This window comes from Agarivorans sp. OAG1, assembly GCF_037076485.1.
Classification (GTDB): domain Bacteria; phylum Pseudomonadota; class Gammaproteobacteria; order Enterobacterales; family Celerinatantimonadaceae; genus Agarivorans; species Agarivorans albus.
Map to the genome: position 1 here is coordinate 1 of NZ_AP028990.1, position 12941 is coordinate 12941.

Consider the following 12941-nt stretch of genomic DNA (forward strand, 5'->3'; position numbering starts at 1 on the left):
TATTTGTTATCTGCTTGTGAATAATTCATAAGAAACCTAGAGTTTAAGCGGCTTCCGTTATAAAATAGACGGTCTTTTTGGTGATAACGCGGAGTCGCGAGTGAGTGGGTCTCTTTGGCAACAAATCTTAGTACGTTTACAAGATGAATTGCCGGCAACAGAATTTAGTATGTGGATCCGACCACTGCAAGTTGAGCAAGACGCAGAGTTATTGGTGTTATATGCACCAAACCGTTTTGTATTGGATTGGGTTAAAGATAAGTACTTGATCCGAGTGAATGCTTTACTCGAAGAGTTTTGCGGAAGTGATAAACCGAGTTTGCGGTTTGAGGTAGGCAGTAAACCTGTTAGCCGAACCTTATCTAATCCAGTAAAAGCCGATCCCGTGCAAGCTGGAGCCGCTGCTGCACCAGTGAGTAATAACGATAGCGGTAAGAGCTGGGATAAAGAACCAGCGGTAAAATCCGCTCTAGAAGCCAATCATCGAAACAATATTAATGCCACTTACCAGTTCGACAACTTTGTTGAAGGTAAGTCGAACCAACTCGCGCGCGCTGCTGCTACTCAGGTAGCCAATAATCCTGGTGGTGCTTATAACCCGCTATTTTTATATGGCGGCACAGGTTTAGGTAAGACTCACCTTTTACATGCGGTGGGTAATGGAATTATCGAGAACAAAAAGAATGCTAAGGTAGTGTACATGCACTCTGAGCGATTTGTTCAAGATATGGTAAAGGCTTTACAAAACAATGCGATAGAAGATTTTAAACGTTACTACCGTAGCGTTGATGCTTTGTTAATTGATGATATTCAGTTTTTCGCTAATAAAGAACGCTCACAAGAAGAGTTCTTCCATACCTTTAATGCTTTGTTGGAAGGTAATCAGCAAATTATCTTAACCAGTGACCGCTACCCTAAAGAAATTGATGGCGTTGAAGATCGCTTAAAAAGTCGATTTGGTTGGGGCTTAACGGTTGCTATCGAACCCCCAGAGTTAGAAACTCGCGTAGCTATTTTAATGACTAAGGCGAACGAAAATAATATTCGTTTGCCCGACGAAGTTGCTTTCTTTATCGCTAAACGTTTGCGTTCTAATGTTCGTGAACTAGAAGGGGCGTTGAATCGTGTGATTGCTAACGCTAACTTCACCGGACGTGCAATCACCATTGATTTTGTTCGTGAAGCCTTACGTGATTTGTTAGCGCTGCAAGAGAAACTGGTAACTATTGATAATATTCAGAAAACAGTTGCCGAGTATTACAAAATTAAAGTGGCTGATCTGTTGTCTAAACGACGCTCTCGTTCGGTAGCTAGGCCGCGACAATTAGCAATGGCGTTGGCAAAAGAGCTTACTAACCACAGCTTGCCAGAAATTGGTGATGCATTTGGTGGTCGCGACCATACAACGGTATTACATGCTTGTCGTAAGATCTCTCAACTTAAAGAAGAAAGCCACGACATTAAAGAAGATTATCAGAATTTAATCCGCACATTATCGTCATAATCGGAGAGGCGTGACTAGGTATGCAATTTAGTATTAACCGAGAACAACTGCTTAAACCTTTGCAGCAAGTGAGTGCTGCGCTGGGTGGGCGTCCAACTATTCCTATTTTGGGTAATGTTCTGCTAGATATAAGCAACCAACAGTTGTCGATTACCGGCACCGATATGGAAGTAGAACTTATAGCGACACTTCCGCTAGAAAGTGCTGTAAACGAAGGGCGAGTTACCGTACCGGCTAAAAAGTTTGTAGATATTTGTCGTGGTTTGCCAGATGGTTGTGAGATTAGCTGTAAAGCCGACGATAATCGTTTGGTACTACGCTCTGGGCGTAGTCGTTTTTCTCTAGCAACTTTACCTGCTAACGATTTTCCAAACATCGAAGATTGGCAAAGCCAGCAGCTAATTCAGCTGACTCAAGGCCAACTTAAGAACTTGATTGATAGCACTCAGTTTTCAATGGCTAGCCAGGATGTTCGTTATTACTTAAATGGCATGTTGTTTGAGACTGACGAAAAAGGTTTGAAAACTATTGCTACCGACGGTCACCGTTTAGCTTTAGCCGAACAACGTTTTGAGAAACCTTTGCAAGCGCAACAAGTTATTGTTCCGCGTAAAGGTGTGATTGAACTAGCGCGCATGCTTGAGCATGAGGATCAGTTAGTTGAGTTGCAAATTGGTAGCAACAACATTCGAGCCAGTGTTCAAGGCTTTACTTTCACCAGTAAGTTAGTTGATGGCCGTTTCCCTGATTATCGCCGAGTTCTTCCTGCTAATAGTGATAAAGCATTAATTTCCGGGAGAGATGAGCTTAAACAAGCATTCTCACGTGCAGCTATTTTGTCTAACGAGAAATTTCGCGGTGTACGCTTACAGCTAGAATCTGGAAGCTTAAAGATAACCGCAAATAACCCAGAGCAAGAAGAAGCAGAAGAAATCTTGGACGTAGATTACCAGGCCGAAGATTTAGAAATAGGATTCAACGTTGTTTATGTTTTGGATGTATTGAATGCCCTTAAGTGCGATCAAATCAGAATAAATATGAGCAACAGCAATAGCAGCGCCTTGATTGAAGATGCTGAACAAACCGGCAAAGCAATGTACGTTGTAATGCCTATGCGTTTGTAATGTCTTGTAGCTAATGCAAATTCAAAGCTTAGGTTTACAAAATTTTAGAAATATAAAGAGTGCCAACCTAAGCCCTAACCCCAAGCTTAATGTTATTTTGGGGCAAAATGGCAGCGGTAAAACAAGTGTACTAGAAGCCATTTACTACTTAGGGTTTGGCCGCTCTTTTAGAAGTAATAGGCCTAGTAAAGTTATTACTTACCAGCAAGACAGTTTTGTTGTGTTTGCTCAGTTAGATGAGCACAAAATTGGATTGCAAAAGTTTAAAGGCGGAGACACTGCTTTAAGGATTAACAAAGAGACAGTAAGAAGCCAAGCGGTGCTTGCTTCATTGTTGCCTTTACAAATCCTTCATCCAGAAGGGTATGGCTTGGTTGATGGTAGTCCTAAACATCGGCGCGCTTATTTGGATTGGGGAGTGTTTCACGTGGAACATCAGTTCCACGCCGCTTGGCAAAACTACAAGCGAATATTGAAACAAAGAAATGCTTTGTTGAAACAGACAAGGCAATATCAAGATTTGCAGTTTTGGGATAAGCAGTTAGTTGAACTCGCTTTAGTAGTAAGTGAACAACGCAAAAAGTATGTAGAGAGTATTGCAGATACGCTGGCTGAGTTAGTTACAGAGTTTTTGCCAGAGTACCAATTTGATATGGCTTTTTATCAAGGATGGGACGATAAAGTTGCTTTAGAAGAATTGCTAAAGCAAAGCTTTGAGAGAGACCGATTACTTGGTTATACCCAGAACGGGCCTCACAAAGCAGATTTGAAGTTTAAGTTTGATGGCATAAATGCAGTAGACGTAATTTCGAGAGGGCAGTTAAAGCTGTTTGTGTGCGCTTTAATTTTGGCGCAAGGGCAACATGCTCAGCAAACAAGTGGAAAGAAGACCGTTTACCTGATTGATGATTTTGCTGCAGAACTAGATATGTCTAAACGACAGTTGTTAGCTAGATGCTTACAACACAATGGGTCTCAAGTGTTTGTTTCCGCGATTGAGGAGCAGATGCTAGATGGATTTGATTTAGAAGGATGCACAATGTTTCACGTGGAACATGGTGTTATCAGCGACTATAAAACGAGAGTAAAACATGGCTGAAAATGAATATGGCTCATCGAGTATTAAGGTACTAAAGGGCCTTGATGCAGTAAGAAAACGTCCTGGGATGTATATTGGCGATACCGATGATGGCTCAGGTTTACATCACATGGTCTTCGAAGTTGTAGATAACTCTATTGATGAAGCATTGGCTGGCCATTGTTCTGATGTTGTAGTGACAATTCACAACGATGGATCGGTATCTGTATCCGATGATGGTCGTGGTATTCCAGTTGATATTCACCCTGAAGAAGGTGTGTCTGCAGCTGAAGTAATCATGACGGTTCTCCACGCTGGTGGTAAATTTGACGATAACTCTTATAAAGTATCTGGTGGTTTGCACGGTGTTGGTGTATCGGTAGTTAACGCCTTGTCTATTAAGCTGCAGCTAACAGTTAAGCGTCAAGGGCACGTTTATGAGCAGTTTTATACTCTGGGTGAACCTGATGCGCCGTTAGCGGTTGTTGGCGATACTGATAAAACTGGTACCGAGTTACGCTTTTGGCCTAGTGATGAAATCTTCTCTGACACTAAGTTTCATTACGATATTCTTGCAAAACGTTTGCGTGAATTGTCATTCTTGAACTCAGGTGTGTCTATCATCTTAAAAGATGAGCGTGATGATAAGCAGGATCACTTCTGTTACGAAGGTGGTATTCAGGCTTTTGTTTCGTTCCTAAATACCAACAAAACACCAATCCACGATAAAGCGTTTAGCTTTAACTTCCAACGTGATGACGGTATTGCGGTAGAAGTGGCAATGCAGTGGAACGACGGTTTCCAAGAAAACATCTATTGTTTTACCAACAACATTCCTCAGCGTGATGGTGGTACTCACCTAGCGGGCTTTAGAGCTGCGTTAACTCGTACGCTTAATAGCTACATGGAAAAAGAAGTTAATAAGAAAGATAAAAGCAGTGCCACGGGTGATGATGCTCGTGAAGGTCTAACTGCGGTTATCTCGGTTAAGGTACCTGATCCAAAATTCTCTAGCCAAACTAAAGACAAGTTAGTGTCTTCGGAAGTGAAGTCTGCGGTTGAACAAACCATGGGTGAAAAGCTAAGTGAGTACTTATTAGAAAACCCACAAGAAGCTAAAATTATCACGCAAAAAATTATTGATGCGGCTCGTGCTCGTGAAGCTGCACGTAAAGCTCGTGATATGACTCGTCGTAAAGGCGCATTAGATTTAGCTGGTTTACCTGGTAAGTTAGCGGACTGTCAGGAAAAAGACCCGGCTTTATCTGAACTATACATAGTGGAGGGTGATTCTGCGGGTGGTAGTGCTAAACAAGCGCGTAACCGTAAGAACCAAGCGATTCTTCCACTAAAAGGTAAAATCTTAAACGTAGAAAAAGCCCGCTTTGATAAGATGTTATCTTCTCAAGAAGTGGCAACGCTGATTACTGCCATGGGTTGTGGTATTGGTCGTGACGAATACGATCCAGATAAAACGCGTTACCACAACATCATTATCATGACCGATGCTGATGTCGATGGCTCGCACATTCGTACTTTGCTATTGACCTTCTTCTATCGTCAAATGCCAGAAATTATTGAACGTGGCTACATTTACATCGCTCAGCCTCCTTTATATAAAGTGAAGAAAGGCAAGCAAGAGCGCTATGTAAAAGATGAAGAATCGCTAACTGAATACCTAACCACCTTGGCACTCGATAATTCTGGTTTATATGTAAACCCAGAGGCTCCTGCTATTGGCGGTGAAGCGCTAGAAAGTTTAGTGACGCAGTATCGCCGTGTTTGGAAAAACAACGAGCGTTTAGCACGTCGTTACCCAATATCATTATTGAGCCAGATGGTTTACCAGCGTGCGCTTAATGTTGATGAACTGAAAGATGCTGAAGCATTAGAGCAATGGTCTGAAGAGCTTATTGCTCCGGTTAATGCTGAGCTTCCTAGTGGTAACTACTACTCTGTTGAAATAGAAAAACACGACGAACGTGATATCTATTATCCTGTTGTTACACTACGTCAGCATGGTGTGGATGTAAGCTTTAAGTTCGAACCTGAGTTCTTTGCTTCTAATGACTATAAAGATATCTGTAGCTTATACGATAATCTTAATAACTTAATAGAAGAGGGTGCCTACGTTAAGCGTGGTGAGAAGACCAAGCCTGTTACTAGTTTTGAAGAAGCGCTTAACTGGCTAATGGCTGAGTCGCGTCGTGGTCTATACATTCAACGTTATAAAGGTTTGGGCGAAATGAACCCAGACCAACTTTGGGAAACTACTATGGACCCAGAAACACGTCGTATGTTGAAAGTAACGGTTGAAGATGCGATTGCTTGTGACCAGTTGTTTACTACTTTAATGGGTGACCAAGTTGAGCCGCGTCGTAACTTTATTGAAGACAACGCATTGAATGTGGAAAACCTAGACGTTTAATTCCAAGTTCAAAAAGTAGTATAAAAAAAGGCAATATGAAAATATTGCCTTTTTTGTATGTGATGCACTTGAAACCAAAAATCTTATCCCCATATCTAGTAATAACAGGATGCCACAAAGGTGGGTTTTGTTAAGAAAGGGACGCAGCAATAGTGCTGGTCCAATACAATTTATTGCTCTATGAGGATAATATACTATGCGTAATCAATACGACTTTTCACCACTTTATCGCACAGCCATTGGTTTTGATCGTCTAGCTAACTTTATTGAAGCTGCATCTAACCAAAGCGCTCAAACTCAGAATAACGGTTACCCTCCTTACAACATTGAAGCGGTAGATGAAAATAATTACCGAATCACTTTAGCTGTTGCTGGATTTGCAGAAGACGAGCTATCAATTGTTGCTCAAGAGAATGCACTAATCGTTACTGGTACTAAGCAGAAGAAAAACAGCCAAGCTAAGTTTTTACATCAAGGTATCGCAGAACGCGGCTTTGAGCGTAAATATCAAATTGCTGACCATGTGAAAGTAAAAGCAGCTAACTTAGAAAATGGTTTGTTATTTATTGAGCTAGAGCGGGAGATCCCTGAAGCGCTTAAACCTAAGCAAATACCTATTAACGGTAAGTTAAACGTAGAAAGCTTAGAAGCTAAATCAGCTTAACTAAACGCTAGTGATAGAGAATGAAAAGGGCCAACAGGCCCTTTTTTTGTTAGTGAGTTAATCTGCCAGTAGTGGGTTTACCACATCAGCTAATATCTCAATACCGCGTTTAACCTGTTCTTCATTTTGAGCAAAGTTAAGACGAATACATTCTTGGGTATGCCGCCAGTCCTTGTCGATACCTGGGAAGAAGTAACTGCCTGGCACTATGAGTAAGCCATTTGCTTTTAACTGCTGGTAAAGTTGTTTGTCGCTTATAGTTAAACCTTCAAACCAAAGCCACAAGAACATTGCACCTTCAGATTTATGTATTCGAAATTTGCTAGAAGGTATAGCAGCTTGAAGCCAGCTAATCGCTTGCTGTGATTTCTGCTGGTAGAAAGGTTTTATTACGTGGTTACTAGCATCTAGCAAGCTGTTGTCTTTAAGCATCTCGTTAGCTAGCGCAGGGCCAACGCCGCCCGGTGACAAATTAATAATTCCTGACAAATTAGAGACTGCTTTGATAGTTTCTGGTTTGGCTATAACAATGCCGCAGCGTGTTCCGGGTAAACCAAGCTTAGATAAACTTAAGCAAAGAATAGTATTGCTGTCCCAGAATGGACTAGCTCCCTCGGTAAATACTAGGTTTGGAAAGGGCAGTCCGTAGGCATTATCAATCAATAGTGGTACTTGATGCTGCTTGGCAAGTGCCGAAAGCTTGTTGATTTCGTTATTGGTAATGACATTGCCGGTAGGATTGGTGGGGCGTGAGACACAAATGAGACCAACGCTTTCATCAATTGTTAAGTGTTCAAAATCAACGTGATACTTAAACTGTCTATCAGTCAAATACTCGATGCTAGGTTTATTACCAATAAATAAGTCTTCATCTATTCCGCTGTCTTCATAGCCGATATATTCAGGAGCAAGCGGGAATAAGACTCGCTTATTGTTCTTGCCTTTACCTGCAAATAAATTGAAAAGGAAGAAAAATGCACTTTGACTACCATTGGTGAGTGCAATATTTTCTTCATTTATATCCCATTGGAATTCATTTCTAAAAAATGTCGAAAGGTTGGATATGAAGTTCTTGTTACCCTGTGGGGCATCGTAGTTACATAGTGCAGCCAGTAAGCTTTTATTACTTATGCTAGCTTGAAGGTGCTGTTCAAAGGTTGCGTTCATTTCGGGAATCTGCGCAGGATTACCGCCGCCTAACATTATCATTTCATCACCCGCTCGGATCCCTTCATCAAGGTCATCCATCAGTTGAGTAATGCCTGAATGGCGAGTGAATTTGTTGCCAAAATTTGAATATGTCATAACGCACCTTTTAAGCTAAGGCGTCACCTTAACAAAGTTTGCTTTTGAATAGCAATTGTCATTACAGATCAAACTCCGGCTGAGTTTCTCTGGTCTTCGGCAATAAAAAAGCGGCTTAAGTAAGCCGCTTTTATTTTAGTGCAGGTTGAGTCTATTTGGCTTGCTGGCCTACATAAACAACAACCACAGCATCTTCGCCTTTACGGCGTTCAAATACGTAAGGAGCTGAATTTAGCTGCTTGTGCTCACCACTACCCACCGCTTGGTGGCGCTTACGGAACTGAAGAAGTTTTTGCCAGTGATTATGAACCGCTAATCGTTGTTCATCGTTTAACTGGTCCCAGTTCATATCTGAGCGAGTTGCTTGGTGTTTATCCGAGCTACGAGGTCCTTTTTCACGAGCGCTTTCATCACCGTAGTAAACTTGTACCGCTGTAGGCATTAACAAGAAGGCTGAGCCAAGTTGTTTTTGCTGCTCTAGATCCTTGCTGATGGTGCCGAAGGCTAATTTAGTATCATGAGATGATACGTAGCTTAGAACCTTGCCATCGCGCTTTCCTAGCACGTCTGCGTAGCGTTGATAGCCATCTTGCATATTAGACAAACAGTTCATGCCTTTTTTAGCTAGATCGGTTTGGTAAGTGAAATCGATAAGCGAATCAAAGCCGGCGTCAAATAGGCGCGAGTTATTCAAGCCTTGGCCCCAAAACTCACCAGTCATCCAAAAGTCATTGTCATCAAGTACTTTATCAGGGTTGTTTTGCTTCCATTCGGCAAAGGCTTTACTAGAAGCTAATTTCAAGGCTTGCCATGCTTCTGGCTCAACGTGTTTAACGGTGTCTGCACGGAAACCGTCGATACCATATTCACGTACCCAGTCAGACAACCAAGTGACCAAGTAGTCTCTAACTGTTGCTCCTGGAATTTCTACCGCTTTGGTATCAGGTTTATTTTTGTAGAAAGGCGGTAAACCCACAACCTTATCTGATTCAGTTTTAAAATCAGGTAAGTAAGCTAGTGACATCTCGAAGTCACTTGGGCCCGGGTTAGGGTAGCCAGAAATGTCAGTTCGTACCCAATCAGGTCCCCACCATTTCACCCACTCGTTACGATCACCGTAATCTATATAGTCGTTAAAGCTATGCCAGGTTTCGCCTTTACCTGGAGACCAGTCGGTCCATTTTTTACCCAGGTAATTTTCGATAGGTACGTCATATTCTTGCGTGGCACCAAAACCAAACTCTTGCATGTCGCTCAAGGTTGCGTAACCAGTGTGGTTCATCACAATGTCCATCACCACGCGAATGCCTCGAGCGTGGGCATCATCTACGAACTGCTTAAACTCTTCCGCTGTACCCATGTTTTGGTCCATTACGGTGTAGTCTTGCACGTAGTAGCCGTGGTAACCGTAATGTTTGAAGTCACCACGCATACCGCCGCCAACCCAACCACGGATTTGCTCGTAAGGTGCAGTAATCCAAATTGCGTTGATGCCTAAATCTTCAATGTAATCGAGCTTTTTGCTCAGGCCGGCAATGTCGCCGCCATGGAAGGTACCAATTTCGTTCTTGCCATCTTTAGTACGGCCATAACTATTATCGTTATCTGGGTTGCCGTTGTAGAAGCGGTCTGTCATAACAAAATATACAGAGGCGCTGTCCCAGCTAAATTCATCGGCTTTTTTACCCACAGACTCTAGTAGTAACAAGCCGCCACTTTCAGGTGAAGGGGTAAAAGTTACCTTACCTTGATAAACGGTACTCATTTGACCACTATAAAAATCTTTAACAGCGGTGCCTTCTTCAAAACTTTCACTTACATCTACCGTTACGGGCTGACCATCCCATTGCAGACATTGAGCGCTTTGAGCAAGTGCTTCGCTTGAGCTGCTAGCAGCTCCGCCAGTGTTTGCCTCGTTTGAAGCACACCCAGCTATTGCCATGCTGACTAAACAACCAAGCAGGGCAGGTTTAATGACTTGTTGCATTGCTTACATCCATATAGTTATTGCTGTTGACCGAAAAAAAAAGCCCCAAAGAGGGGCTTATATAGAGAGTAAGCGGTGCTTACATTTCTACTTTTTCGATGTAAACAACTGGTAATTCTTCTGTCCAGTCTAGGAAGAAACGGTAAACACCATCTTCTTCTGGAGTGAACTTGAAGTTATCAAATGCTGAACATTTGTTAGATTGACGACGCTCGCCAAGTTTGATGTCTGCTTCTCCAGATAGGAAACCGAAGTTAGTACCACATTGCCATGCAGCATCACCAAATTTCCACTCGTAAGGTTGGCCATCAGCGATTAGTGGCTCGTCAGCAGCAGAAGTAGCAAACCATACGTTTTCTTTACCTTCAACAGGCTGAAGTTTGAACTGAGGATCAGCATCCCACCATGTGAATACACCACGTAGGTATACGTCACGAGTTAGTTTGCTGTTTGAATCGCCAGAGGCACAGCCTGCAGCAATTACGGTGATTAGCGCTAGCACACCTGCTTTCATGATATTTTTAAGCATTTCCAATTCCTTTCTATTTTTATAGCTTTCCTTTGTCTTTACAGACAAACATTACGTAATGAGCCGAACTCGAGCTTATTTATAGCGAAGCTAGGCGCGAAAAAACGTGCCAAGCTCACACTACTATGCTGAAAAGGATTTCAAGAAAAGGCTGATTTTATTAAAAAAGTTAAGTGGATCAAAAAAAGCCGCATCCCTTGCTTGGACGCGGCTTTTTTATTGTGCAGCGCAGGCTTTTAGGCTACTGAATCACAGAGATGTCAGCAATTTCTAAAAACAGCTCTCGTAGCGAGTTTAATAGGCTTAAACGGTTAATTTTTAGCGCGTCTTCATCGCTCATTACCATCACATTATCAAAGAAGTTATCCACTACTTCACGTAAGGTGGCTAGCTCTATTAATGCTGCTTGGTAATCGCCGTTTTCCAACAAAGGTTTTAAGCTGCTTTGCATAGCTGAGATAGCTTCTGCTAAGGCCTTTTCTTGTGGCTCTTTTAGCAAGCTGCTATTAATTTGTGGTTTAACAAAATCTGGGTTTTTCGCCAGAATGTTTGATACACGTTTATTCGCTGCTGCTAAGGCTTGAGCTTGCTCTAACGAGCGGAAGTGGCTTACCGCTTTAATGCGTTGCTCAATGTCTGCAGGTTTAGTTGGTTTACGCTCTAGTACTGCAGTGATAACGCTGGCGTCAATTCCTTGCTCAAGATACATGGCGCGCAAGCGAGCATAGACAAACTCAATAAGTTGGCCATGTACTTTAGCTTGTTGCTCTTGGTTTAACTCAAGCGGCAATAGCAACAGGGCGCTGTTAATTAGTGTATCTAAATCTAGTTCAAAGCCTTTGTCTTGAATGATGCGAATAATGCCTAAACTGGCACGGCGCAGAGCAAACGGGTCTTTATCGCCTTTAGGTAGCTGGCCAATAGCAAAAATACCCACCAAGGTATCCAGTTTATCGGCAATAGCTACCGCAGAAGCAACTTTAGACTCTGGTAATTTGTCACCAGAAAAACGTGGCCAGTATTGCTGGTTAAGCGCATTGGCTACGTCTTCGTGTTCACCATCAAACTTGGCGTAGTACATGCCCATAACACCTTGGATGTCTGGGAACTCAAGTACCATTTCACTGTTTAAGTCAGCTTTTGATAGCAAACCAGCACGCTGTGCGTGTTGGCTATCACCGCCAATTTCTGCGGCAATTTGTGCAGCTAGCTCTGAAACACGATTAGCTTTGTCGAGTAGGCTGCCTAATTTTTGTTGGAATACAACATTGGCAAGCTTATCTAGACGCGAGTCTAAACGTGATTTTTTATCGGTTTCAAAGAAGAACTCGGCATCAGCAAGGCGAGGGCGAACAACTTTCTCGTTACCTTCGATAACTTGCTGAGGGTCTTTACTAACAATGTTAGAAACAAAGATAAAACGTGGTAATAAGTTACCCTTGGTATCTAAAATCGGGAAGTATTTCTGATTGTCCTTCATGGTATAAATCAGTGCTTCAGCAGGAACTTCCAAGAATTTCTCTTCGAAACTACCTACCATGGCTACTGGCCATTCAACCAAAGAACATACTTCTTCAAGTAATGCTTCATCCATTTCCACTACGCCGCCTTCTCGGGCTGCTTCAGCTTCAATTTGCTCGCGAATAATGGCTTTACGTTGTTGGTAATCAACAATTACTTTGCCGCGGCGATCTAGCTGTTTAACGTAGTCGTTAGCATGGTTTAGTTCGAACTCGGCTTCACCCATAAAGCGGTGGCCGCGCACGGTACGGGCTGATTCAATACCCAGAATATTGCCTTGAACTAATTTCTCACCGTATAGCATGGTGATGGTATGAACAGGGCGAATGAACTGAGTGCTTTTAGCTCCCCAGCGCATCGGTTTTGGAATTGGCAGCTTGGCTAAGCCGTCAGCCACAATTTCTGGAAATAATTGATAAATGCTTTGGCCACTTATTTCAGCTTTGTGTAGTAGCCATTCGCCTTTATCGGTTTTTAAACGCTCTGCTTGATCAACAGTAATACCATTTGAGCGCGCCCATCCTTCGGCGGCTTTGGTGGCATTGCCGTCGGCGTCAAAAGCACTGCTAATAGCAGGGCCGCGCTTTTCTACAACTTTATCTGGGGTCTGCTCACTTAAGTTTTGAATGCTTAGTGCTAGGCGACGCGGAGCGGCATACCATTCAACACTGGTAAATTCAAAACCGGCTTTTTCTAAGCTTTGCTGTACGTTGCTTTTAAAAGACTCAGCCAAGCCGCGTAAGGCTTTAGGTGGCAACTCTTCGGTGCCGATTTCTACTAATAGGTTTTCGTTACTCATGC

At 42.6% G+C, this 12941-nt stretch carries 9 protein-coding genes; 5 read left to right on the forward strand and 4 right to left on the reverse strand.

The window, feature by feature from the left end:
* The first annotated feature begins 100 nt into the window (after window positions 1-100).
* From dnaA to OAG1_RS00025, 5 genes are all read left to right on the forward strand, one after another.
* Window positions 101-1504: a chromosomal replication initiator protein DnaA gene (gene dnaA, locus OAG1_RS00005; RefSeq protein WP_016400280.1), complete on the forward strand. Its 1404-nt coding sequence runs from the start codon at window positions 101-103 to the stop codon at window positions 1502-1504.
* A 20-nt stretch (window positions 1505-1524) separates the two neighbouring features.
* Complete coding sequence (dnaN, locus tag OAG1_RS00010; RefSeq protein WP_338622922.1) at window positions 1525-2628, forward strand: DNA polymerase III subunit beta; 1104 nt, start codon at window positions 1525-1527, stop codon at window positions 2626-2628.
* Window positions 2629-2641: 13 nt separating this feature from the next.
* Window positions 2642-3727 carry a DNA replication/repair protein RecF gene (gene recF / locus OAG1_RS00015; RefSeq protein WP_338622924.1) on the forward strand — a complete coding sequence of 362 codons (1086 nt, stop codon included), beginning with the start codon at window positions 2642-2644 and terminating at the stop codon, window positions 3725-3727.
* Window positions 3720-6134: a DNA topoisomerase (ATP-hydrolyzing) subunit B gene (gyrB, locus tag OAG1_RS00020; RefSeq protein ID WP_016400283.1), complete on the forward strand. Its 2415-nt coding sequence runs from the start codon at window positions 3720-3722 to the stop codon at window positions 6132-6134. Before recF ends, gyrB begins: the two co-directional genes overlap by 8 nt.
* 196 nt (window positions 6135-6330) lie before the next feature.
* On the forward strand, window positions 6331-6798 hold the full coding sequence (locus tag OAG1_RS00025; RefSeq protein WP_016400284.1) for an Hsp20 family protein: 468 nt from the start codon (window positions 6331-6333) through the stop codon (window positions 6796-6798).
* A 57-nt stretch (window positions 6799-6855) separates the two neighbouring features.
* Here the strand turns inward: OAG1_RS00025 and OAG1_RS00030 are convergent, their stop codons facing one another.
* The 4 genes from OAG1_RS00030 to glyS all read right to left on the reverse strand — a co-directional run bounded on the left by OAG1_RS00030 (window position 6856) and on the right by glyS (window position 12939).
* Complete coding sequence (locus tag OAG1_RS00030; RefSeq protein WP_338622927.1) at window positions 6856-8103, reverse strand: valine--pyruvate transaminase; 1248 nt, start codon at window positions 8101-8103, stop codon at window positions 6856-6858.
* Between the two features lie 151 nt (window positions 8104-8254).
* A complete protein-coding gene (locus OAG1_RS00035; protein WP_338622929.1) occupies window positions 8255-10090 on the reverse strand; it encodes an alpha-amylase in 1836 nt (611 codons plus the stop codon).
* Between the two features lie 79 nt (window positions 10091-10169).
* Window positions 10170-10619, reverse strand: coding sequence for a hypothetical protein (locus tag OAG1_RS00040; protein ID WP_016400287.1), 450 nt, complete (start codon window positions 10617-10619; stop codon window positions 10170-10172).
* A 241-nt stretch (window positions 10620-10860) separates the two neighbouring features.
* Entirely contained in the window at window positions 10861-12939 is a 2079-nt protein-coding gene (gene glyS, locus OAG1_RS00045) for a glycine--tRNA ligase subunit beta (protein ID WP_338622932.1), read from the reverse strand.
* Between the last annotated feature and the right edge of the window lie 2 nt (window positions 12940-12941).

Coding starts and splice junctions, on each gene's coding strand:
- dnaN (WP_338622922.1), top strand. CDS start 1,525: ATGCAATTTAGTATTAACCGAGAACAACTGCTTAAACCTTTGCAGCAA.
- gyrB (WP_016400283.1), top strand. CDS start 3,720: ATGGCTGAAAATGAATATGGCTCATCGAGTATTAAGGTACTAAAGGGC.
- recF (WP_338622924.1), top strand. CDS start 2,642: ATGCAAATTCAAAGCTTAGGTTTACAAAATTTTAGAAATATAAAGAGT.
- OAG1_RS00035 (WP_338622929.1), bottom strand. CDS start 10,090: ATGCAACAAGTCATTAAACCTGCCCTGCTTGGTTGTTTAGTCAGCATG.
- glyS (WP_338622932.1), bottom strand. CDS start 12,939: ATGAGTAACGAAAACCTATTAGTAGAAATCGGCACCGAAGAGTTGCCA.
- OAG1_RS00030 (WP_338622927.1), bottom strand. CDS start 8,103: ATGACATATTCAAATTTTGGCAACAAATTCACTCGCCATTCAGGCATT.
- OAG1_RS00040 (WP_016400287.1), bottom strand. CDS start 10,619: ATGCTTAAAAATATCATGAAAGCAGGTGTGCTAGCGCTAATCACCGTA.
- OAG1_RS00025 (WP_016400284.1), top strand. CDS start 6,331: ATGCGTAATCAATACGACTTTTCACCACTTTATCGCACAGCCATTGGT.